The sequence below is a fragment of the Yersinia sp. 2540 StPb PI genome (assembly GCF_052217165.1).
Lineage (GTDB): Bacteria > Pseudomonadota > Gammaproteobacteria > Enterobacterales > Enterobacteriaceae > Yersinia > Yersinia enterocolitica_E.
In genome coordinates, this window is sequence record NZ_JAZGQC010000001.1 from 1968450 (window position 1) to 1991384 (window position 22935).

Genomic DNA, 22935 nt, shown 5'->3' on the forward strand with positions numbered 1-22935 from the left:
ACCGATGAAACATGCATTTCCAGATAATTTCCTTTGGGGCGGTGCGATTGCCGCTAATCAGGTAGAAGGGGCTTATCTTACTGAGGGGAAAGGGCTATCTACCTCTGATTTACAACCCCATGGAATTTTTGGCGATATCATTCCCAGGGTGAGTGGTGACAGTTATGTTAAAGATGTCGCTATCGATTTTTATCATCGCTACCCAGAGGATATCGCGCTATTTGCTGAGATGGGGTTTAAATGTTTGCGGATATCCATTGCCTGGACACGTATTTTCCCACAGGGCGATGAGCAGCAGCCTAATGAGGCAGGCCTGGCATTCTATGATCGTGTATTTGATGAAATGGCGAAATATAACATTACGCCATTGGTGACATTATCCCACTATGAGATGCCTTACGGGCTGGTTAAGAATTATGGTGGTTGGGGTAATCGTAAAACAATTGGTTTCTTTGAACATTATGCCCGCACCGTGTTTCAGCGTTATCAGCATAAGGTTAAATTGTGGCTGACATTTAATGAGATCAATATGTCGCTGCATGCGCCATTCACCGGAGTAGGATTAGAGCAAGCAAGCAGTAAGAGTGCCGTGTATCAGGCTATCCATCACCAGTTGGTTGCCAGTGCCAAAGCGGTTGCTGCATTGCATGAAATTATCCCTGATGGCCGAATCGGGAATATGCTGTTGGGTGGGCTGATGTATCCACTAACTTGCAAGCCTGCCGATGTATTGGAAACATTACAGCAGAATCGTGAATGGCTATTCTTTGGCGATGTGCAGGTTCGCGGTTATTACCCCTCTTATATGGCTCGTTATTTTAAACAGCACGGCATTAGTGTTGAAATCACTGCTGAAGATAAACTGGCATTAAAACAGACTGTCGATTTTATCTCCTTTAGTTATTACATGAGCGGCTGCGTGACCGCCGATGAAGAGTTAAACCGTAAAGCCCGAGGTAATATTCTTAGCATGGTGCAGAACCCGCATTTGGCCAGCTCGGAATGGGGGTGGCAGATCGATCCTGACGGGCTGCGTATCCTGCTCAATGAATTATGGGATCGTTATCAAAAACCCCTGTTTATTGTTGAGAATGGGCTGGGAGCGAAAGATAAGCCGGATGTTAATGGTCATATTGAAGATGACTATCGCATTGAATATCTCAATGACCATCTGGTCCAGGTCGGTGAGGCTATCGAAGATGGCGTTGAGGTGATGGGATATACCAGTTGGGGGCCGATTGATTTGGTTAGCGCCTCAAAAGCTGAATTATCCAAACGTTATGGTTTTATTTATGTTGATCGCGATGACAGTGGTAATGGCACATTGGAACGCCGTCGTAAGAAGAGCTTCTATTGGTATCGCGATGTGATTCAGAGTAATGGCGAGGCATTGAAACGCTAATAGCGACGTTTGTATGTTGCAGTGATATAAGCAGCTCTCAACTGTTTTGCCTCACTGCAACACGACTTATTTTTGGGGAAGTACTGAGTATTTATTATTAGATGTGCAGGTTATTCTAAAAAGGGAAAATAATGAAACCAACTTTATATCTGACTCGTCAGATAAATTCTGCTGCATTTTATTTACTGACCTCTACTATTTTATTTTCATCATCGGCATTAAGTGAAGGTTTAACGGGCAGTGGTGAATATGTGGAACAATCAACGCCGGAGTGGCAGGGGATCGCATTAGGTTTTGAGCCACAGCAAACAGGGCTGCTAGGCGATATGTTAGGTATTCGCCCTATTTTATCGGAGCACGGTTTTAATTATTCACTCGGTTACTTGAGTCAATTATCATATAACGCGGGTGGTGGCTATAATCATGATAAACAAGCGTCTTATATTGATCAGTTTTCACTGACTTTTCAGCAGGATCTTGCGTTATATACGGGGATTCCCGATGCAGTAATCGAAGGGAATATTGTTAACCGCAATCATGATAACAATCTCACGCGGGATCGGTTACAAGATCCTCGGGCGAATATAACCGATTTGTCGCAGGAAAGTTTTGGTGGTCAGTCGATTACTCGCTTGGGCTGGTTAACCTTTGCGCGCAGTTTTGCGAGTCAGAAACTGCACTGGCGAATTGGTTTGATGAATAAAGTACAGGATTTTGACCAAATTATTCCCTGCGATTTTCAAACTCTTGGATTATGTGGCGGTAAATCAGCAAACTCGCTGACCTGGTTTAACTGGAACGTTCATTATTGGGGAACCACGCTGCAATATAAGCTTACCGATGGCTTAACATTAAAAACCGGGGTGATGGAGCAAAACCCTGATGCACCGAGCCGTGGTAGGGCGTGGAGTTGGTCAACCAAGGGCAGCAAAGGCATATTACTGCCGCTGGAATTGGAATTAAAAACCAATGCGTTCCAGGATTTACCCGGTATTTATAACCTTGGTGTTCTTTATACCAATGCTGAACAACGGGATCTTTATAACGGGGTCTCTGGTGCTCCCGGAGCGACTGACCCAGGTGACTATCGTTACCATAATAATACTTGGTTCTTTTACAGTGGATTCAATCAGCAGGTAACAAAACATCAGGATGACGCCAACCGTGGTTTAAGTGTGTTTTACAGCATGTCGTTGGCGGATCAACGGACCAATTACATGCATTACGCTACCTCTGCGGGCATCCGTTATCGCGGCTTATTTGATAGCCGCCCACAAGATTGGTTGGGATTCGGCGTATCAATGGTTAAACTGAGTGATTATTATAAAGATAATCAACGCTATCTGAATCAAATCAATAATGTTTCTGATTATAATAATCCACGTTACTCTCCAATACCTGGGCATTCGGTTACTGCCGAACTGTATTATCGTTTCCGTGTCACTTCATGGCTGGAATTACAACCTGATCTACAATATTGGCACTCACCAGCAGGGGTAAGCCAAACGCAAGATGCATGGGTCACCGGATTAAAAACAGTTATTACATTCTAAATTGCACTTGTATTGCAGATAATACGGTTATGACGTGGTGCTTTAACTGGCACCACGTAAACTGTTACGCTATTCTCCATCGAGTATTATATTGTAGAGAATCAGCGTGATGTTGAATATGAAAAACAGATTCGATGGTAACAACATCTTAGGTGAAAGGAATATTCACGCAGTTTTTGAACTGAGCTTATTACTGAAAGCAATCTTAGCCGTGATGGAGATTATCAGCGGTATTTTAACCTATTTTGTGACGCCGCAGTTTTTGCTAAATATTCTGCATCGCATCACGCAAGTTGAATTTATTGAAGACCGTGGCGATGTAGTAGCCCATTATTTACTGCATGCGGCACAAAACCTCTCTATCAGCAGTCTGCATTTTGCCGCATTTTATCTGCTCATCCACGGCGTGGTTAAGTTGTGGATCATTATTGGATTATGGCGCAAAAAACTGGGTTATTATCCGGCGGCAATAGTCATATTCAGCTTATTCATTATCTATCAACTCTATCGTTATACCTTCACTCACTCGGTGTTATTGATCGTAATAACTGCGCTGGATGTGGTGGTTATTGTGTTGACGTTGCTGGAGTATCGAAGATTACGCCAGCAGCATAAAGCCCCTTAGCCGGATAAAGGCCATACTGAGCAATGCGAGCCAAAAACCAAGGTTGCAATGCCCAGTGAGGTTACTCAGTTAGCAAAAATATGCGCTTGGCCAATAATTGTCAGGTCAACCATTAAACCGATACTTATACCTTCGCGGCTGATGGTTTTAACCTCTACCGTTTCATTACTTTCAACCAGATATAGGGTGAGTGTTGAGATAAAACCCGCAAAATCAATATTGATAACCCTGGCCAGACAATGAGTGGTGTAGTGATGATCTGCGGGCAAAGGGGTGATAGTAATCTGTTCTGGCCGTAACATAATCCGGCTCAATCCATGGTGTTGCTCATCATCAACCCTGACGCTGCCCAGTGCGCAATCAGCCCATCCGGTATCAATATTGGCGGAAAGAATCAATGTTTCGCCAAGGAAAGTCGCTGTCGGTTCATCAATCGGTCGCAAATAGAGTTCTTGCGGCGGGCCAACATGCGCCAGTTTACCCGCCCGCATTACCGCGACTTGCGAGGCAAATGATAATGCTTCGGTTTGATCATGCGTCACTAAAATGGAGGCAATATTTGCCTGTGCCAACAGTTCAGCCACCGCTTTGCGCGTTGAGGCGCGTAAGGCGGTATCCAGAGCTGAAAAAGGTTCATCCAACAGCATCAGTACCGGCCGCTGTGCTAACGCTCTGGCGAGAGCGACCCGCTGCTGTTGCCCACCCGAAATCTCATGGGGCCAAAGTTGTGATAACCGCCGATCCAGTGCGACCATCTCCATCAGTTCATCAATTCGGCGGGCTTTGTCCTGCTTGCTCCCTTTTAGTCCATAACCAATATTGCCCGCGACGGTAAAGTGGGGGAACAGCGCACCATCTTGCGGTACAAAACCAATCCCTCTTTTGTGCGCTGGCACGTGGGTTGAATTGTCGAATACCGGATGACCTTGCAGAATAACTTTACCGTGATCGGGGGTTTCGAACCCGGCAATAATCCGCAACAACGTGGTTTTGCCTGAGCCGGATGGCCCAACAATTGCGGTGCGACTGCCGGCGGAAACCTGCAAGTCAATTCGGTCTAATACGGTAACAGACTGGAAAGACTTACCGATTTGCTGAAGTTCAAGCGTGCTCATAATCCTGCCGTACGTTGCGATTGAGAATAAAGAAGCCAGGTTAACGGCAGAGATAGTGCCACCATCAGCAGTGCATAGGGTGATGCCGCGACATAATCAATTTCACTGGTCAACGCCCAAAAGCCAGTCGCCAGTGTTCGGGTGCCGTTCGGGGCCAGTAATAGTGTGGCGGTCAGCTCATTGGAGATAGCGAGGAACACCAGTGCCGCCCCGGCAGCGGCGCCAGGTGCAGCAAGGCGCATGGTGGTGCTCCATACGGCTTGAGTGGGTGTTTTGCCCAAGCTGCGGGCCACGTTTTCCAATTCGACCGGGGCGGTCGCAATGCCGGCCCGTAAACTGATTAAAGCGCGTGGGGTAAACATCAATAAATAAGCCAGCAAAATAGTGAATTCTGTTTGATACAGCGGGCGAGCAACACGGATAGTGATGGTCACCAGCGCCAGCGCGACCACGATACCGGGCAGCGAGCTGGTGACATAATTACAGCCTTCCATCACACGGTGCAAGCGCCCCGGATAGCGCACCGATAGCCATGCCATGGGGACGGCACACAATGTGATAATAACCGCACCGCTCAGTGCTAATGCCAGTGTTTGCTTCAAGGCTGGTAGCAGTTCAGGATTCAGCCACACATCAATTCCACCAATATAGAGCCAGCGGGCCAGCGTGATAAAGGGCACGCCCAGCGAGAGTGCAGTGAGTAGCAATGGCAATAACAGACACAGTAGTGTGATGGTTGTACCCATTGAATATGCAGTTTGGCGCCTGGCGCTACCGGAGCCGACCCGGGCATAGCGGTTGTAGCCACGGCTGGTGGCTTCGATTAATAATAGCCCCAGGCAACATAACGCCAGAACCCCTGCCAACATATTGGCCGCCGGACCGTTAAACGTGGATTGAAATTGGTCAAAAATAGCGGTAGTAAAAGTATCGAAACGGATCATGGCATACAAGCCATATTCCGCTAATAGATGCAGCGCGATCAGTATCGAGCCGCCCCATACGGCTAATTTTAGTTGCGGCAGAACCACGCGAAAGAAGACCACTGTTGGGGGACTACCCAATGATGATGCTGCGTCTTCAAGGCCGGGATCAAGGCGGCGTAATACAGCGGATGCGGGCAGATAAATAAAGGGGAAATAGGCAATTACTGAGATAAACACGCCAGCGGCAAGGCCATGCATTGATGGCACCAGACTAATCCATGCATAACTTTGTACAAAAGCCGGTACGGCTAGCGGTGCAATAGCCAATAGTGACCAAATCCGCCTGCCGGGCAGGGCCGTACGCTCGGTCAGCCATGCCAGTGCAACGCCAATAATGGCGCAAAGCGGTAAGGTAAAGAGCACCAGGAGCGCGGTGTTAATCAGTAATTCGCCCACGCGGGGGCGAAAAACCAGGGCTTTGACTGTTGGCCAACCGGTATCAATAGCGATACCAATAACAAACCCTAATGGCAGCAGGGATAGCAGTGACAGCAGAACCGCAATAGCCACAATCCCAAACCCCGGGCGATGGTTATACTGCCGTTGGGCTGCCTTATGCAGTGGAACCGATACAATATCGGTGCTTATATTAGCCATAATAGTCAAGGCGCTCGGCTTGTTAAATGCCCGTCGCCATAGTGATGTGACGGGCTAAAAATGCATTCTATCAGTCGGTTGTCCTTATTACAGCAGACCGGCTTCAGTCATTAACTCAACCACTTTTTTACTGTTGAGTTTAGACGGCTCAACGTTCGGTGCTTGCAGGTCTTTCAGTGGCACCAATTTAGGGTTTGAAGCGGCATCGACACCAACGGCATACTCAAATGCGGTGTTGGTACGCAAGATATCCTGGCCTGATTTGCTGGTGATCCATTTGACGAATTCCTGCGCTTGTTTCTGGTGCTTACTGGATGCCAGAACACCGCCGCCGGAGATACTCACAAATGCGCCAGGGTCTTGATGTTTGAAATAATGCAGTTTGGTTTTACCGCTGTTCTCACCTGTTTTGGCCTGATCGACAAAACGGTAATAGTGATAGATAACTCCGCCATCGATTTGGCCCGCATTCACCGCTTTCATCACGGTGCTATTACCTTTGTAGGCAGTGAAGTTGGTTTTCATGGCTTTTAGCCATTCCAACGTCGCTTTTTCGCCTTTCAACTCCAGCATGGCACTGACAATGGCCTGGAAGTCGGCACCCGATGGTGAGGCAGCCCAACGGCCTTTCCATTCAGGTTTTGCCAAATCCATAATGGATTTAGGTAATTCGGCTTCGCTGATTTTTTCCGGGTTATAGACAAACACGGTGCTACGAGCCGCAATACCGGTCCAGCGACCATGTTCAGGGCGATACTCTTTCGCAACCTGTGCCTGTGTGGCTGCATCCAGTGGTGCAAACAATTTGGCGTTATCGACCAGCACCATTGCCGGCGAGTTTTCAGTCAGGAAAACGTCGGCGGGGGATGAGTTGCCTTCCTGAACCAGTTGATTACCTAACTCGCTGTCGCCGCCATTACGCAGAGTCACTTTGATGCCGGTATCTTTGGTAAAACCGTCAACCCAGGATTTCACCAGATTTTCGTGTTGAGCATTATAAATCACGATACCTTCATCATTTGATGCGGCATTGACGGAGAACGCCAGCATCATTGAGGAAGCCAGTAGGGCGACAGGGCCGAAAGAGGGGAAACGTAACTTCATAAACTGAGATCCTTTTAAAAGCTCAAAGAAGAAAACGAGATTGTCAGGCAACCGCAAAACAGAGCAATTGTATAGAAAGAAATTCACAATGATAGTGAAAATCATTCGCGTTATTTGCTACCAAATGTTTCATTTTCAGCACTATTTTTTGTATGGGTAATTTGGTTCAGAATAAAATCAGTGGACTGCTGCTTACGGTTCGGTAACTTACAGGTTTTGCGCAGTGTCTGTATAATCTCCTCCTCTGGTAGTGTGGGCAGCCAACATCTATATGGATGAGGTGCATCCAGGCAAGAAAATCGCTGATTTGTCCGAACCTGATAAGAGAATTATTAGTGCGATTAGTACCTTAACTGCCGGTATCCTGGGTGGCTTAAGTACTGATAGCAGCACCGGCCTTCTCATCGGCGCGCAGGCTGGGAAGAATGCGGTGGAGAATAATGCGCTGAGCTTCGGTTCTGGCATGGACAGTATCGGTGCGGCTTATGCATCGTGGAATCAGTACGCCGTGGACCACAATCTGACGCCAGAGGAAAAGCAGGTTGGACTGGATAAGATCGCGAAAGGTGATTTGCCGGAAGGGGCGAACATAACCAAAGCGATAGTAGAAGGTTATCAGAATGGGGTTACGATAGCGGGGGCGTGGTATTTGGGGCCTGCGGCATCGTTAGGTAAAGTCATAGGTGGTGGAGTTATTGCGGAAATTGCCAACGGAAGTTATCAGTGGTTTGATCTGAGCCAGCCGGATAATGGAAACAAAGCCTGGGATTACAAGAGCAGCGTCAGTTCCGGGATCTCGGGAATGCTTGCACCGGGGAGAACTGTCTGGCAGAACGTCGGAATAGCGGCGGGTAGTGCATTCTTTACTGATGGACCGAATACTGGTTCTATTGGCGGGGCTGCTATAGGCACTTGGGCTGGAGGAATGTTCGGGGAATATGCTCCTGGTATTGTAAATTCATTAACAGGTAAAGAAATCCCAGGATTTATTTATGATTATTGGGGAAGTGTTGCCTCAGAGTTTTCATCTGGATTTATTAAAGACCTTAATAAGCCAAAAGATGCTTCTGAGGAGAAAAAATAATGAAACAGCTATATGCTTATGCAGTATTATTTCTTTATAGTTGTTTATCTTCTACGCTTATGCTGTTGCTTTTAGGCGGAGTGATTGCGACTTTTTACTATTTGAAAGGTGATGGTTTTTATTTTCCACTAAATCAAGTAAGAAGGGCTATAATTTTCGGTTGTATAGCTGGCTCTGCAATCACACTGGCTACAACAGTCTTTAATTTAATAGATAAGTTTAACTCCCGTAAAAAGCCTCCTTCAGATCCTGAGTGAGATTTACAATAATCTCAGCCCATGCGGTTGGGGTTGTCGTGGAGAATAACTATCTGAGTGCAGATAAAGGACTCGCTTTCGATAAAGAATTGTCGGGTTGCCGTAAGTCGGGCGGTGACTGTCAATCGATTATCGCTAAATGGAGGCAGGTTAGTGATAAACAAAGTGCGGAAACTGACCAGAAGCTGAAAGACAACTCACTGGAAGCCCAAGTGATAGATAAGGAAATCACTCAGGGCGGTTCCGATATGTCTGAACGTCCAGGCTGGACGAAGTTTGTGGTATTTGTGTCTGACCCAGAAAATCAGACCATGCTTGCTTCTGGTGGACTATTGGTTAAAGATTTGGCCAAAGCTGCAATTTCATTTATGAGCTGCAATACGTCGACCGCGACAGTAAAAGCTTCTGAAGTGGGTATGCAATGGGGACAGGGCAACATGAAGCAGGGAATGCCATAGGAGGATTATGTAGGCAAATCATTACCAGCCGATGCCCGTTTACCGCAGAACTTTAAAACCTTTGATTACTATGATGGTGCAACTAAAACAGCGGCAATTGAAGATGTTATTCTTTATGTAGACAATTCCCCGACTGAAATCGGTGCCGGATTACGGTTCGTACTCGGTCGTTGTAAATTTTCACCTAGGCCAATAATCATCCGAAGATGATTTATAAATGCATCGGACCTAACTTTATTGTTCGAATTTTCCTGTTTGTTCGTGGCAGACAATGACTTAACATAGCTATCACTTTTTTGTATGGTTTATGGGTATTCGATGCGCTACCTGGCTATTATTGTTCCCTTACTTACGTTGCTCTCTGCCTGTAGTAGCAAACCGACACCTCCTGTTGCTGCCGAGCCCTCGGCGGGCCTGATACAAAGCGGTTTCTTGCTTGAGCCGCAACATGTGGGGCATTTGCAAAACGGTGATTTTGCTTATAACGCCGACACTGCCCGATTTGTTGACAAAATGGTGCGTGAACACGGTTTTGAGCCTCAACAACTGCATGATGTATTGGCCCAAACTAAAAAACTGGATTTTGTTATCCGCCTGATGGATAAACAAGCACCATCGGCAGGCCGTCCTTCTGGCCCTAATGGTGCTTGGAACCGCTATCGCAAACAGTTTATTACCCCTGATAATGTGCAAAACGGTGTTAACTTCTGGAACCAACATCAAGAGGCGTTGCAACGTGCCTATGAGGTTTACGGCGTGCCACCGGAGATTATCGTCGGAATCATTGGGGTTGAGACTCGCTGGGGCCGGGTGATGGGTAAAACTCGCATCATTGATGCCCTGGCAACACTCTCCTTTGCCTATCCACGCCGTGCTGAGTACTTTTCTGGCGAGCTGGAAACCTTCCTGTTGATGGCGCGTGCGGAGGGTAATGATCCGCTCAGCTTGCGGGGGTCTTATGCGGGCGCGATGGGGTACGGCCAATTTATGCCATCGTCATTCAAAAGCTATGCTGTTGATTTTAATGGTAACGGCCACATCAATTTGTGGGACCCGGAGGATGCCATCGGCAGTGTCGCTAACTACTTCAAATCCCATGGCTGGACCAAAGGTGCGATGGTCGCGGTGCCCGCTAATGGGCAAGCGCCGTACCTTGATAATGGCTTTAAGACGAAATACCCTATCTCGACGTTATCTGCCGCAGGGCTAAGCCCGTCTGGTTCGCTAGAGGGTTATCAAGAGGCCAGCTTACTGCGTCTGGATGTTGGCACCGGTTATCAATATTGGTATGGGTTACCCAATTTCTACACGATTACCCGCTACAACCACAGCACCCATTACGCGATGGCGGTATGGCAGTTAGGTGAGGCAGTAGGCAGGGCACGATCAATACAGTAAATGATGAGTGATAAGCGTTGCCGACGGTTCGTGCCGTGATGGCAAGCAGTAAAAGGGCCACATGTTACGATGTGGCCCTTTTCTATTAGTGGTTGGTGCTGCTTACAACAGGTGTGAAATATCATCTGGATTAACGGATGGCGGCGATTTACGCCAGCCGCGAGTCAGCCACAGCAAGTAGATAAAGCCTGCCAGCAACCACAATAAGCCGACTTCAAGCGCCCGTTGCTCAAGGTGAACCCACAGCCACACCGACATGACGAATCCCATCATGGGTAATAACCCGTACTTAAACATGGCCGCAGTACCGCGACGTTTCTCATTGATAATAAAATGCTTTATCACACTTAAATTAACAAAGGTGAAGGCGCCGAGGGCACCAAAGCTTATCATCGATACCACTAAGTTCAGGTCAAGGAATAGGGCCAGCAGCGAGATGGTGGCAACGAACAAAATGGCCCGCCACGGTGTGTGGAATTTGCGATGCAGATGGAAGAACACTTTGCGTGGCAGTACACCTTCACGCCCCATGGCATAGAAAATACGCGACACACTGGTCTGCGCGGTCATTGCGGAGGCATAAACGCCGGTCAAATAAGTGGCCATAAAGAAGTTATACATCCACTTCCCACCGACATGCTCGGAGATAATCAGGCTGGCGGTATCCTGATGTGGAATCAACGATTTCCAGTCGGGATAGGCCAATTGGGCAGCATAGGAAACGGCGATAAAAATAGCACCGGCGCTGATCACCGTAAAGAGAATGGCCCGTGGCAGAGTGCGTTTGGCGTCGTGCGCCTCTTCGGCCATGGTCGCGATGGCATCAAAACCGAGGAAGGCCAAACAGAGCACTGCCGCACCAGAGAGTAACCCGGATAGGTCACCGGCATTCACCAGAAGTGGCTTCATTAACGCTTCCGGGCTTAAATCGGCCTGACTGAAAGAGAGCGCAATAAATAATATGATAAAGACCATCTGTGCTGCGATCAGCGAGAAATTAACTGAGGTGAGTAAACGCACGCCCAGAATATTAAGCAGACTGACACTGATGATAGACGCAATAATAAATACCGGAGCAGGGATAGCCGGAAATGCCTCATGCAAGAAAATGCCTAAAACTAAATAATTAAGGATTGGCAGGAACAGATAATCCAAAATTTGCGCCCAACCCACCAAAAAACCGGTTTTCCCGCCAAAACTACGCTGAACATAGGAATAGGCGGAGCCAGACAGCGGCATGGCGCTGGTCATCCGGCAATAACTGAGGGCGGTAAACAGAATGGTGGCAACAGTCACCAGATAGGCAACGGGCAAATGCCCCTGACTTAATACGGTCACCTGTCCATAGGTAGTGAATACGCCTAAAGGCACCATGTAGGCAAGCCCGAAAGCGACCAGCGCGGGGGTTTTAAGCACTCTGCGCAACTGAATATTTTGTGGCATTACCGTATCATCTCCTGGTGAGAAAAAGCACCGTTACGCTGCATTTTTATGCAGCTATAGAACATAAAGGAGCGGATTTTGACATAAGGGTCGCTGTAACGCCAATGACTTCCTTCTTAGCCTATGTTGTCGTGCTCAACTCTGCTCCTGACAGATTTGTCCCCCGCATCACCGACGTGCATCAATGATGCGGGGCATTCACTAGGCTTGATAAACCACATTACCGCCGATCAGCGTAGATTCCACCAGTGTCTGGTAAATAGCGTTTGGCGACTGCTCAAACAGGTTATTTTTCAGAATGATAATATCGGCGAACTTTCCTGCTTCCAGTGAACCGATATATTGCTCTTTGGCAATCATATAAGCGGCATCAATGGTGGCAGAACGTAATGTTTCAATCAGCGTCAGGTCACGATCATTATCCAGCCGTGGGCCAGCCGGATGACCGTCGAGATCCCATGCACGACGGGTCATACCCACTTGCAGGTTGTACCATTCATCTAGCCGGTCAATGGGCCAGTCACTGCCATACGCAATACGTGCGCCAGCATCAAGGAAGCGTGCTGCGGGCTCCATATGCTGGAAACGGGCCTCGCCCAACATCTCACGCTCTTCATCAATTAGCACCCCCGGCAAGCCAGCCCACTGGAAGGAAAGCACTGCTGTTGCTCCCAGTTTGGCAAAACGATCATATTGATGGGGGGCAACCAGCTCGTTATGTGCTAATCCTGGGCGGATATCTTTGCCCGGCAAGGCGGCGCGCATCTGTTCCACTGCATCCAGCACCATCTCGATGGCCCCATCACCCACGGTATGAGTGTGTGGATGAAGACCTGCGCGGGCGCACTCCAGAATCACAGCATTGACTACTGGCGCGCTAAAATAGAGGTCGCCATAGCGCTCGGTATCTTGCCAGTCAGGTTGTTGTGCTGAACCCTGGTTGGCACGATACGGCTCCAGTAATGCAGCGGTCATGGTTGGGGGTTGCAATACCCCGTCGATAAACAATTTCAGGTGATCGACGGCGAAACCCGGTGCGGGTGTCCATGCGTGGCTTCCCCATTGGCGGGCGAACTCTACCACCTCTTGTACCACGCGAGCGGCGTCCTGTGGGCCTTGCAGGCTATCTGGCGTCACTTCTTTAGCGCCCAGAACCCGTAAGGTTAAGGCATCACGTTCATGCAAACGGTGGAAAGCCAACAACTGTTCGGCAAAAACACGAGTATCCATCACGGTAGTGACACCCTGCGCATTAAGTACTTGCTGCACATGGCCCGCAATTTGCACATTCTTTTCCGCTGTGGCGGAGGGGATACTGTCAAAGGCGCGCATGGCGGGCGCATCTTCCAAAATACCGGTCAATTTACCGTGGGTATCGCGGGCAATTTTGCCATCTGGCGGTACTGGAGTGTGTTCATCGATACCCAGCAATTCCAGCGCGCGGCTATTGGCCGCCAGCGTGTGGCAATCATTGGAAAACAATGCGATTGGACGGCTGGTATTGAGCGAATCCAAGGCCTTTCGGCTCATATCAGCGCCGACGGGTGTCATCGCCTGACGCTGCCAGGCGCGCACGGTCAGCCAGTCATTTTCACCGTTAAAAGGATCGCTATCGAGGTGTTTCTGGATAATATCCAGTGTCTGCTCAACACTTAGCGCAGCATAATTGAGGTTACAACCAATCAGTTGTTTCCCCCCCCAAAACGGGTGCATATGGCTGTCAATCAGGCCGGGCATCATAAACTTACCTGCCAGATCGATAAGTTGAGTTTGCGCGCTAGCGAATTGCTGTTTGATCTCATCACCGCCCGTGGCCAGAATATAACCTTGGCCGATGGCGATGGCACTGCAAACCGTGTTATCAGCATCTGCCGTATAAATTGTGCCATTGTAATAAATACTATCGGCGACAGGAGTCTGTTTAGTCATATTATGTACTTTATAAAATGCCCTTTCCTCCTTGACGTTAGCTGCTCCCGGCATGTTTATCACCTGAATTGCTAACCTCTGTCAGCTCATCGGGATTGGTTGCTGTGCTGCCACGCCAATGACGTTGGGGATTTGAGGAATCAGATAATCATTATAGCCTGTCCTATCAGGGAAAACTCTCCGAGTTAAGTACCGGCCAAGGTGAGAATCTATTAATGGTTTTTCAATAACTCGCTTCTCATCATTGCAGCCAGATGGCGCAAGATTTCTGCTTCTGAAAAACCTAACTCGGTAAACTGGGTTAGACCATCCAGACCGCACACCAACCCGATCAGCCGCCAGGCAACATCACTGGCATTTATGTCTGAGCGAAATTCATCGTTGGTAATGCCGGTATGGATCACCGCCACGGTAGCCGCATGCCAGTCTGACATCGACGCCGCATAGGCTTCCTTAATAAGTTCATCGCGTTCGGCTAGCATTGAAATTTCATTCCACAACCGGGTTTCTCTTCGGCCGGCTTCATCTTGTGGATAGCCCAACACTTGCTGTATCCGTTCAACGGCAGGTAAGTTTTGACTGTTTAGCGCGAAAGCAGATAACGACTGTTTAACTAAGAGTAGAAAAGCATCTGCTCGTAGTCGTGAGACTGATGTGAAATGGTGATGAACTTGCCCAACAGCCACGCCCGCCTCGCTGGCAACACGACGTACAGTGGTTGCCGCCATCCCTTCACTTATCGCGACACGCATCGCAGCCTGCAAAAGGGTGTCGTGGCGTTCCTCACGGTTCAAATAGGCCAAAGAGACTCCTTATCTGACTTATTAGTGTTTCAGCCATTATGTGATGAATTGGACGCTAGTTCAACTTTCCGCTATTATTGACATATTGAACAGGTGTTCAACATTAATCTATGCCTTATTTGAGCGTTTTGTATGTCTAAAAAGTGGATGATTTTCTACGTTATTATTCTGATGTATCTCCCAGTTTCTATTGATGCAACTGTATTACATGTGGCCGCCCCACGACTGGGTATTGCGCTGTCAGCCACGGGCAGTGAATTGCTGTGGATTATTGATATTTACTCACTGGTTATGGCCTGTTTGCTGCTGCCAATGGGGGCGCTGGGGGATCGCATCGGTTTCAAACGCTTGGCGTTGTTGGGGTCGGTACTGTTCGGGCTTGCCTCACTGGCGGCGGCTCTTGCACCATCGGTTGCCGCGCTCATTGCGGCACGCGCTTTTTTGGCGATAGGTGCGGCGATGATCCTGCCGGCAACCTTGTCGGCGGTGCGCCATATCTTTACCGATGAACGAGAAAGGGCATTGGCGCTGGGGATATGGGTTGCCATCGGAACGACGGGTGCCGCGATGGGGCCACTGGTTGGTGGATTATTGATGGAATATTTCTACTGGGGTTCAGTCTTCCTGATCAATATCCCTATTATTATTGCAGTGGTTATTGCCACGTTGCTGGTTATACCGAGCCTGCCAGTGCGGGTGGAACAGTCATGGAAATTGGCTCCGGCACTGGTATTGATTACTGCGATCCTATTGCTGGTCTATGCGGCCAAAACCGGGCTGCGCGGCGGGGGAGATATGAGGGTAACTTTCCTAACCGCGTTTATCGGGGGCGCGATGCTGTTTGCTTTTGTTCGTCACCAGTTATCAACGACAGCTCCAATGATTGATTTTCGCCTGATAAGCCAGCGGGTGATCGCTGTTGGTATGGCAATGGCCATGACGGCAATGATAACGCTGGTTGGTTTTGAACTGCTGCTGACACAGGAATTGCAGTTTGTGTTAGGTAAAAGCCCACTCGAAGCGGGTATTTTTCTAATGCCATTGATGATTGCCAGTGGTGTTAGCGGGCCGATATCCGGTTGGCTGGTGGCTAAATTGGGGTTACGTACCGTTGCAAGCGCGGGTATTGCATTTAGCTCATTGAGTTTTCTCGGCCTGGCCTGGACCGATTTTGCCACGCAAGTTTATCTGGCATGGGGATGGATGATAGTGCTGGGGTTCAGTATTGAAGCCTCGTTATTAGCTTCTACTGCGGCGATTATGAGTGCGGCTCCCCCGGAAAAAGCCGGTGCGGCAGGGGCGGTTGAGGGTATGGCTTATGAGCTGGGGGCGGGATTTGGGGTGGCAATATTTGGTTTGATGTTATCGCGGGCCTATACCGCGTCTATTGAATTACCAGCAGATTTACCCGCTGATCTGGTTGAGCAGGCCAGTGCTTCTATCAGTGAAACTATTCAGGTGGTCAATAGCCTTGGTGGGAACGAGCATCTACTGACCAGCGCCAAACTTGCCTTTTCTGCCTCGCATAGTTTGGTATTAGGTACTGCCAGCGCACTGTTAATTCTGCTGGCGGTGGTGGTGTGGTTTACCCTGCCGGGGAAGAAAATACGGCAATTGGGCAAACAGAGTGCCACACCTCACTGATTAGCGGGTGGTTAACACTTCATTAATTAAACAGTCATTACTCTTACTTAACTGTGTGATATACCTATTTAGGGTTTGAAACATTAGGGTTTGAAATAGGTAAGGTCTGAGCAATGACTGAGCAAACGTCCTCCGTACAACTTGATCTCGATAGCGCGGCTCAGCCTCCCATAGTGTATATCAGGGGGGATTGGGTACTGGCGCATTACCGCTTTTTGGAACCCCAAGTGGCGCAGTTGCGCGTTAATATGCCCAGTGGCGTGGTATTTGACCTCAACCAACTCGGGGCGTTAGATACCGCCGGTGCAACGTTGCTAGCTCTGCTTCTGGGTGAGGATCGTGTGGCAAATTTACGCGAACTTGCGCCTAAATTGCCAGAAGAACGGCGAACCTTACTTGAAACGGTAAGCCATGTATTGCCTGACTTAGCCCCTGAGCCGTCAGAAAAACCCGCACGATTTTGGCTGGATATGCTGGTTAACACCGGCCGTTCGGTCGATAACTTATGGCAAGATATTAAGTCACTATTGGGCTTTATTGGTCTGACGCTGGAAACCTTGCTGGGGACACTCTTTCGCCCCTCACGCTGGCGCATTACCTCATTAATTGCCAATATTCAACAGATTGGCCTCAATGCTGTACCGATCATTATGTTGCTCACCTTTTTGGTGGGGGCAGTTATCGCTTTTCTCGGTGCCACCGTACTCACTACCTTCGGCGCGGGCATTTTTACCGTCGATTTGGTGGTATTTTCTTTTCTGCGTGAATTTGCGGTACTGCTTACCGCGATCCTGATGGCAGGGCGGACAGCCAGTGCTTTTACCGCTGAAATTGGCTTGATGAAAGCCAATGAAGAGATTGATGCTATCCAGACGCTGGGCTTGAATCCGGTCGAATTGCTGGTGCTACCGCGCGTCTTGGCACTATTGATTTCTCTGCCGATGCTGACCTTTATTGGTATGGTTTGTGGTATTTTTGGTGGCATGGTGGTGTGCGCCTTAACACTGGATATCTCTCCAACCATGTTTTTGTCGATTATGCAAAACAGTAATGGGTTGCAGCATTTTCTGGTGGGTATAAGTAAAGCCCCTATTTTTGCTTTCCTGATTGCCATTATTGGCTGTCTGGAGGGGTTCAAAGTGACGGGTAGCGCTGAATCTGTCGGGGTCCATACCACCACCAGTGTGGTGCATTCGATCTTTGTGGTGATTTTGCTTGATGCCGTGGCAGCACTATTTTTCATGGAAATGGGGTGGTGAGCCAAATGACGCAAGATGCAATTATTCAAATTCGCTCTCTGGTTAACTGCTTTGGCGCACAGTGCGTGCATCAAGGGTTAAATCTTGATGTTAAGCGCGGCGAGGTTTTGGGCGTGGTTGGCGGCTCGGGTACCGGTAAATCGGTTCTGTTACGCAGTATTGTTGGGCTACGTCGTCCGACTGACGGGCAAATTCATGTTTTTGGTGAAGATTTAATGACTCTGTCAGGTCAATCCCGCTCCATGGTAGAGCGCCGATTTGGCGTATTATTTCAACGAGGCGCACTGTTCAGCTCTCTAACCGTGACCGAGAACGTGGCGTTGCCATTAATAGAAAACGCCGGGTTACCCCGGGCTGAGGCTGAGCGTCTGGCTCAGGTTAAACTGGCACTGGCCGGGTTACCGCCGGGCACTGGCAGCAAGTATCCGGCATCACTGTCGGGTGGTATGGTCAAACGTGTTGCGTTAGCCCGTGCCTTGGCGCTGGACCCAGATATTCTGTTTCTTGATGAACCGACAGCGGGCCTTGATCCCATCGGTGCGGCGGCGTTCGACAGTTTGATCCGCACCCTGCGGGATGCCCTCAATCTGACGGTATTTTTGGTAACTCACGATCTGGATACGCTGTATACGTTGTGTGATCGTGTGGCGGTGCTTTCGCAGAAAAAAGTGCTGGTGGTTGATACTCTGGATAAAGTTGCGGCGACTGATGATGCCTGGATTCAGGCGTATTTTCATGGCCCACGAGGCCGGGCTGCTTATCAGGCAGCGGCAATTAACAGTGGAGAGAGGTGGTAATATGGAAACCCGTGCTCATCATGTTGTTATTGGATTGTTCACTCTTATTGTGGTGAGTGCCGCGCTGCTGTTTTGCCTATGGCTGACAAATTCCGGTTCTGACCGCCAGTTCAGATTGTACGATATCGTTTTCAATGAACCGGTGAGTGGCCTGTCACAGGGCAGCACCGTTCAGTACAGCGGGATTCGAGTCGGTGAGGTGACACAATTGCGGTTGGACCGAGAGAATCCTAATAAGGTTTGGGCACGTATCCGCGTCTCTGCATCTACTCCGATACGCGAGGATACTCAAGCCCGGCTGACAGTTGCGGGTATTACCGGCACTTCAAATATTCAATTCAGCAGTGGCAGCCAAGACAGCCCGCTGTTGGAAGGCAAAGATGGCGATGTTCCTATCATTATTGCCACCCCTTCGCCGATGAGTCAGCTACTGGCTAACGGTGAGAATTTCATGACCAATGCTAATGAAGTGTTGGTGCGCTTGAACCAGTTGCTGGCACCGGATAACCAGCAGCGCCTGATAACGACACTGGATAATCTCGCGCTGGTCACTCAAACCGTGGCTGATCAACGTGGTGATCTTCGTACCCTGTTGCAGCAGTTGGCGCAGGCCAGTAAACAGGCTAATGAGACACTGGCCCAAACTAATCGCCTGCTGCGTAATGCTAACGGCTTAATGGATGGGCAGGGGAAACAACTGGTCAGTGATGCCGCCAAGACCATGGCATCGTTGCAAAATACCAGTACCATCCTCAATAAATTGGTGAGTGAAAATAAAACCTCACTCAATAACGGGATGCAAGGGATGAATGAGCTGGGGCCGGCTGTGGATGAGCTGCGCAGAACATTAGCGACATTACGTGCCGCCGTTTCTCGTTTGGAAGAAAACCCAGCGGCCTTGTTGCGCGGCCGTGAAAGAACACAGGAGTTTACGCCTTAATGCTCTCTCTTAATCTAATGCGCTATGCAGGCCGCCGTGTGTGGCTATTGATGATATCCGGCGGGGCGATACTGCTCTCTGCCTGTACCATTTTACCCTCGGCCCCCGTATCACAAGTTTATCTTCTGCCGGTGCCACCAGCAGTGAGTGCGCCGCGCGTGCAGACAGTAAACTGGTCATTACGGGTTTCACAACCGGCGACGAACCAGTTTCTTAATAGCTCACGCATAGCGGTGCAGCCTCAGGGCCAGGAGATTGCAGTTTATAAAAACTCTCGTTGGAGTGATTCAGCGCCGATTCTGGTGCGCAATCGTCTTATTCAGGCGTTCCGTAGTGATGGACGAATCCGCGCAGTCAGTAGCGATGATGACAGCCTACAGGCTGATGTGGAGTTGAGTGGTGATTTGTCTGCGTTCCAAGGGGTATATCATGTTGGTAGCAGCGAAGTGCTGATCCGCTTTGATGCCCGGCTGGTAAGAATTTCGGACCGTAGGATTATTGCGACCCGCCAGTTTGAAATTCGCCAACCGATAACAGGTAGCGAGATGAATGAGGTGATTCAGGCCTTTGGCCTGGCCAGTGACCAGTTAGCCACCCAAGTGCTCAACTGGACCATGCAGCAGTCTCCTCAGTAGCACGGGTTATCAAACCAGGACAGGCTGCAGCGAGTATATCGCGATAGCTTAGATTTTATTTCAGGCGAGTTGGCAGTAGCTAACTCGCCTTTTTTAATCGGCAGTTTACGGGTTCAGAGAAAGAATCTCGCCCAAGGGGGAAAATATTCTCTTTATTGTTTTGTGACTAGTATCTCATTGGGTGTAGTGCTTATGGTAAATAAATTATTTAACTTGTTGTATTGTATCAATTTTTAATTAAATTGATCTGTGTTTTAATTTTTCATTAAAGAGAATAATATTCTCCAGCTATTAAAAACAACAGGAAAATATGAAAAGTATTTCTCCCGTTAAAACCATAAGATAAAAATAAATAAAATCACTGATTAATTATTTCAAATGCAAAAAATTACGCATCAACAGTTGCTCGATTGGTTGAGAAAAGAAGTAAAACTTTCATTAGGTTGTACTGAACCTATTGCTATTGCGTATGCTGCTGCGGTGGCTGCCAAATATCTCAACGCACCGATATTAAAAATAACGGGGGAGATATCGGAGAATCTGTATAAAAATGCGATGGGGGTCACTATCCCAGGAACAACCTATTGCGGAGTGACTCTTGCTGCGGCGATAGGGGCTATTGGCGGTAACGCGGATGCCGATTTAGAAGTATTGAAAGACATTACTGCGGCACAAATTACCCAAGCTTATATGTTCAATGAATCAGGTAAAGTGTGTTTAAACGCAGTAGATGCTGCGGACTTTATTTTTATTGATATTACGTTATATAGCCTTGATGATCACTGCCGGGTTGTGATTCAAGGTGGCCATACCAATGTCACGCAAGTATATATTAATAATATAAAACAAATATTAGCCCGAGACTTAATCACCGACAATGAAAAGGGCGCACTACCCGAATTTTCACTTAACGACGCATTTAAATTTGTGACCGATGTTGGCGCTAAAGATATTATGTTTATGCTGAAAAGTGCTGAGATTAATACTGCGCTTTCTGATGAGGGGCAAAGGAAGAGCTATGGTTTGAACGTGAGTGGGGCGTTGTCGCAGGCCAGGAAAAACGGCTTTATCAGCACTGACTTACTGAGCCAAATGTTGATCAACACCACTGCGGCGTCAGATGCCCGTATGGGAGGCGCACCCTTACCCGCGATGTCAAATTATGGCTCAGGTAATCAAGGGATTACCGTGACAATGCCGGTAGTGACACTTGCCAGACATCTAAAGACCGATGATGAAACCCTGGCCAGGGCATTAGCATTGGCTCATTTGGCTGCAATTTCAATTCATATGCGTTATACCCGATTGTCTGCATTGTGTGCGGCTTCAACGGCAGCAATGGGCGCAGCGGCAGGTATGAGTTGGTTATTGACCCAGGATTTTCAGACTATCTCCTACGCGGTCAGTAATATGATCAGTGATATCAGTGGGATTATTTGTGATGGTGCATCAAATAGTTGTGCGATGAAAGTGTCTACTGCCACCGCCTGCGCATTTAAGTCGGTGTTGATGGCGCAACAAAATAGCGTTGCAGGGGAGCGTGATGGCATTGTTTCTTGTAATGTTGAAGGTTCTATCAACAATTTATGTAAATTAGTGTTATCGCCGATGAGGCAAACAGATAAAGAAATTATCAGTATAATGACACGTAAATAAATATTACGGTTTAACTGCGTGGCCTAACGTCATTATTAATAATGATCGGCGGGTTATCGTAAAAATTTAAAGGGACAAATAATGAATAAGTCAAAATCGATCGCGACTCTGGTTATCCATGCCGGAGATCAAGTTGACCGGGGCAATAATGCTATTTTTCCACCAATTACCACTGCCAGTTCTTTCATTCAACCCAATTTAGGCGAAGAAGGGGAGTTTTGTTATTCCCGTTGCAGTAACCCGACAAGATATGCGTATGAAACCGCCTTGGCTGAGTTAGAAGGTGGTATCTATGCTACGGCGACCGCTTCCGGTATGGCAGCAACTGCACTTATATTGGAGTTGCTACCTAAAGATTCCCATGTATTAGTAATGAAAGGGGTCTATGGCGGTACTTATCGGTTGTTTGAACGTCTGCGTAAACACACTTCAGGTACCACATTCAGTTATGTCGATCTTAACGATCTGGCGTCAGTAAATAGCCATATTCAGGAGAATACAGCTTTAATCTGGATTGAAACGCCCACTAACCCACTGTTGGAATTAGTTGATATTGAAGCGGTATGCCAGGTTGCCAAAAGCAGGGGCATAATGAGCTGCGTGGATAATACCTTTGCCAGTGCCTGGAACCAACGGCCGCTCACTTTAGGTGCTGATATCGTTATGCTCTCTACCAGTAAATATATTGGTGGGCATTCAGATTTAATTGGCGGTGCAGTTATTACCAATGTGCAGAATATTGCCGACCAACTGGATTTTTGTAAAACCACCGTTGGGGCTATTGCTTCGCCGTTTGATGCCTATTTGGCATTGCGCGGCATGAAAACACTTGATGTTCGTATGGAACGTCAATGCAGTAATGCTTTAAAAATCGCGCAGTTTTTAGCACAACATTCTAAGGTACTAGATGTCCATTACCCTAGTCTGGAATCACATCCTCAATATCAATTGTGTAAAAAACAGATGCGTTCTGGCGGGGCGGTAGTCAGTATCCGATTAAAAGGCGATATAACAGCGGTGAAAACCTTTATTGCCAAGCTAAATTATTTTGTTTTAGCCGAATCACTGGGGGGCGTTGAAAGTATGGTTAACCATTCTGCTTCAATGTCGCATGGTTCTATGTCTCAAAACGAGAGGGAAAATATAGGCATATACGATACAACACTACGGCTTTCAATCGGTATCGAAGATATTAATGATTTAATAGCAGACGCAGAGCAAGCCCTTTCCTTTATACAATAATTAATAGG

Annotated in this window: 20 protein-coding genes and 1 pseudogene; 15 read left to right on the forward strand and 6 right to left on the reverse strand. The window is 48.1% G+C overall.

Translation table 11 applies throughout. From position 1 onward, the window contains the following. The first annotated feature begins 4 nt into the window (after positions 1-4). The 3 genes from V1956_RS08930 to V1956_RS08940 all read left to right on the forward strand — a co-directional run bounded on the left by V1956_RS08930 (position 5) and on the right by V1956_RS08940 (position 3580). A complete protein-coding gene (locus tag V1956_RS08930; protein ID WP_372559554.1) occupies positions 5-1402 on the forward strand; it encodes a glycoside hydrolase family 1 protein in 1398 nt (465 codons plus the stop codon). Positions 1403-1533: 131 nt separating this feature from the next. Beyond that, positions 1534-2955, forward strand: a complete 1422-nt coding sequence (locus tag V1956_RS08935) for a carbohydrate porin (protein ID WP_420074685.1) — start codon at positions 1534-1536, stop codon at positions 2953-2955. A gap of 109 nt (positions 2956-3064) precedes the next feature. Continuing rightward, the gene (locus V1956_RS08940; RefSeq protein ID WP_372559552.1) at positions 3065-3580 is read left to right on the forward strand and encodes a DUF2127 domain-containing protein; all 516 of its coding nucleotides are present in this window, start codon (positions 3065-3067) and stop codon (positions 3578-3580) included. Between the two features lie 65 nt (positions 3581-3645). Here V1956_RS08940 and V1956_RS08945 read toward each other — a convergent pair whose 3' ends face one another. From V1956_RS08945 to V1956_RS08955, 3 genes are all read right to left on the reverse strand, one after another. After that, a complete protein-coding gene (locus V1956_RS08945; RefSeq protein WP_420072061.1) occupies positions 3646-4695 on the reverse strand; it encodes an ABC transporter ATP-binding protein in 1050 nt (349 codons plus the stop codon). Continuing rightward, positions 4692-6278, reverse strand: a complete 1587-nt coding sequence (locus V1956_RS08950; RefSeq protein ID WP_420072060.1) for an ABC transporter permease — start codon at positions 6276-6278, stop codon at positions 4692-4694. Before V1956_RS08950 ends, V1956_RS08945 begins: the two co-directional genes overlap by 4 nt. 87 nt (positions 6279-6365) lie before the next feature. After that, a complete protein-coding gene (locus V1956_RS08955; protein WP_372559549.1) occupies positions 6366-7382 on the reverse strand; it encodes an iron ABC transporter substrate-binding protein in 1017 nt (338 codons plus the stop codon). 271 nt (positions 7383-7653) lie between these two features. Between V1956_RS08955 and V1956_RS08960 the strand changes: the two genes are divergently transcribed. The 5 genes and pseudogenes from V1956_RS08960 (at position 7654) to mltB (ending at position 10579) form a co-directional block, all read left to right on the forward strand. Further along, the gene (locus V1956_RS08960) at positions 7654-8466 is read left to right on the forward strand and encodes a VENN motif pre-toxin domain-containing protein (protein ID WP_420074684.1); all 813 of its coding nucleotides are present in this window, start codon (positions 7654-7656) and stop codon (positions 8464-8466) included. After that, positions 8466-8723: a hypothetical protein gene (locus tag V1956_RS08965; protein WP_050084865.1), complete on the forward strand. Its 258-nt coding sequence runs from the start codon at positions 8466-8468 to the stop codon at positions 8721-8723. The genes V1956_RS08960 and V1956_RS08965 overlap by 1 nt, the downstream gene beginning before the upstream one ends. A gap of 38 nt (positions 8724-8761) precedes the next feature. After that, a complete protein-coding gene (locus tag V1956_RS08970; protein WP_372559547.1) occupies positions 8762-9181 on the forward strand; it encodes a hypothetical protein in 420 nt (139 codons plus the stop codon). Positions 9182-9193: 12 nt separating this feature from the next. Next, positions 9194-9391: pseudogene (locus V1956_RS08975) on the forward strand (hypothetical protein); the annotation flags it as partial. Between the two features lie 108 nt (positions 9392-9499). Beyond that, the gene (mltB, locus tag V1956_RS08980; RefSeq protein WP_372559546.1) at positions 9500-10579 is read left to right on the forward strand and encodes a lytic murein transglycosylase B; all 1080 of its coding nucleotides are present in this window, start codon (positions 9500-9502) and stop codon (positions 10577-10579) included. A 102-nt stretch (positions 10580-10681) separates the two neighbouring features. On the opposite strand, the gene V1956_RS08985 is transcribed toward mltB, so the two are convergent. From V1956_RS08985 to V1956_RS08995, 3 genes are all read right to left on the reverse strand, one after another. Then, positions 10682-12022 (reverse strand): APC family permease, encoded by a 1341-nt coding sequence (locus V1956_RS08985; protein WP_442825035.1) that lies wholly within the window; start codon positions 12020-12022, stop codon positions 10682-10684. 201 nt (positions 12023-12223) lie between these two features. Continuing rightward, positions 12224-13951, reverse strand: a complete 1728-nt coding sequence (locus tag V1956_RS08990; RefSeq protein WP_420074682.1) for an amidohydrolase — start codon at positions 13949-13951, stop codon at positions 12224-12226. A 212-nt stretch (positions 13952-14163) separates the two neighbouring features. Then, positions 14164-14754 carry a TetR family transcriptional regulator gene (locus tag V1956_RS08995; RefSeq protein ID WP_372559543.1) on the reverse strand — a complete coding sequence of 197 codons (591 nt, stop codon included), beginning with the start codon at positions 14752-14754 and terminating at the stop codon, positions 14164-14166. A 132-nt stretch (positions 14755-14886) separates the two neighbouring features. Between V1956_RS08995 and V1956_RS09000 the strand changes: the two genes are divergently transcribed. The 7 genes from V1956_RS09000 to V1956_RS09030 all read left to right on the forward strand — a co-directional run bounded on the left by V1956_RS09000 (position 14887) and on the right by V1956_RS09030 (position 22927). Next, positions 14887-16398, forward strand: a complete 1512-nt coding sequence (locus V1956_RS09000) for a SmvA family efflux MFS transporter (protein ID WP_372559542.1) — start codon at positions 14887-14889, stop codon at positions 16396-16398. Positions 16399-16511: 113 nt separating this feature from the next. Further along, on the forward strand, positions 16512-17657 hold the full coding sequence (locus V1956_RS09005) for an MlaE family ABC transporter permease (RefSeq protein ID WP_442825036.1): 1146 nt from the start codon (positions 16512-16514) through the stop codon (positions 17655-17657). Positions 17658-17662: 5 nt separating this feature from the next. Next, positions 17663-18454: an ABC transporter ATP-binding protein gene (locus V1956_RS09010; protein WP_193784620.1), complete on the forward strand. Its 792-nt coding sequence runs from the start codon at positions 17663-17665 to the stop codon at positions 18452-18454. Position 18455: 1 nt separating this feature from the next. Beyond that, positions 18456-19394 carry an MlaD family protein gene (locus tag V1956_RS09015; protein ID WP_372559540.1) on the forward strand — a complete coding sequence of 313 codons (939 nt, stop codon included), beginning with the start codon at positions 18456-18458 and terminating at the stop codon, positions 19392-19394. Positions 19395-19411: 17 nt separating this feature from the next. Further along, a complete protein-coding gene (locus V1956_RS09020; protein ID WP_442825795.1) occupies positions 19412-20029 on the forward strand; it encodes an ABC-type transport auxiliary lipoprotein family protein in 618 nt (205 codons plus the stop codon). A 378-nt stretch (positions 20030-20407) separates the two neighbouring features. Next, complete coding sequence (locus V1956_RS09025) at positions 20408-21685, forward strand: L-cysteine desulfidase family protein (RefSeq protein ID WP_420072398.1); 1278 nt, start codon at positions 20408-20410, stop codon at positions 21683-21685. A gap of 81 nt (positions 21686-21766) precedes the next feature. Further along, complete coding sequence (locus V1956_RS09030; RefSeq protein WP_420075419.1) at positions 21767-22927, forward strand: trans-sulfuration enzyme family protein; 1161 nt, start codon at positions 21767-21769, stop codon at positions 22925-22927. The last annotated feature ends 8 nt before the right edge of the window (positions 22928-22935 follow it).

Coding starts and splice junctions, on each gene's coding strand:
- V1956_RS09020 (WP_442825795.1), top strand. CDS start 19,412: ATGCGCTATGCAGGCCGCCGTGTGTGGCTATTGATGATATCCGGCGGG.
- V1956_RS08950 (WP_420072060.1), bottom strand. CDS start 6,278: ATGGCTAATATAAGCACCGATATTGTATCGGTTCCACTGCATAAGGCA.
- V1956_RS09005 (WP_442825036.1), top strand. CDS start 16,512: ATGACTGAGCAAACGTCCTCCGTACAACTTGATCTCGATAGCGCGGCT.
- V1956_RS09015 (WP_372559540.1), top strand. CDS start 18,456: ATGGAAACCCGTGCTCATCATGTTGTTATTGGATTGTTCACTCTTATT.
- V1956_RS08945 (WP_420072061.1), bottom strand. CDS start 4,695: ATGAGCACGCTTGAACTTCAGCAAATCGGTAAGTCTTTCCAGTCTGTT.
- V1956_RS09010 (WP_193784620.1), top strand. CDS start 17,663: ATGACGCAAGATGCAATTATTCAAATTCGCTCTCTGGTTAACTGCTTT.
- V1956_RS08930 (WP_372559554.1), top strand. CDS start 5: ATGAAACATGCATTTCCAGATAATTTCCTTTGGGGCGGTGCGATTGCC.
- V1956_RS08960 (WP_420074684.1), top strand. CDS start 7,654: ATGGATGAGGTGCATCCAGGCAAGAAAATCGCTGATTTGTCCGAACCT.
- V1956_RS09000 (WP_372559542.1), top strand. CDS start 14,887: ATGTCTAAAAAGTGGATGATTTTCTACGTTATTATTCTGATGTATCTC.
- V1956_RS08985 (WP_442825035.1), bottom strand. CDS start 12,022: ATGCCACAAAATATTCAGTTGCGCAGAGTGCTTAAAACCCCCGCGCTG.
- V1956_RS08935 (WP_420074685.1), top strand. CDS start 1,534: ATGAAACCAACTTTATATCTGACTCGTCAGATAAATTCTGCTGCATTT.
- V1956_RS08955 (WP_372559549.1), bottom strand. CDS start 7,382: ATGAAGTTACGTTTCCCCTCTTTCGGCCCTGTCGCCCTACTGGCTTCC.
- mltB (WP_372559546.1), top strand. CDS start 9,500: ATGCGCTACCTGGCTATTATTGTTCCCTTACTTACGTTGCTCTCTGCC.
- V1956_RS09030 (WP_420075419.1), top strand. CDS start 21,767: ATGAATAAGTCAAAATCGATCGCGACTCTGGTTATCCATGCCGGAGAT.
- V1956_RS08965 (WP_050084865.1), top strand. CDS start 8,466: ATGAAACAGCTATATGCTTATGCAGTATTATTTCTTTATAGTTGTTTA.
- V1956_RS08940 (WP_372559552.1), top strand. CDS start 3,065: ATGTTGAATATGAAAAACAGATTCGATGGTAACAACATCTTAGGTGAA.
- V1956_RS09025 (WP_420072398.1), top strand. CDS start 20,408: ATGCAAAAAATTACGCATCAACAGTTGCTCGATTGGTTGAGAAAAGAA.
- V1956_RS08990 (WP_420074682.1), bottom strand. CDS start 13,951: ATGACTAAACAGACTCCTGTCGCCGATAGTATTTATTACAATGGCACA.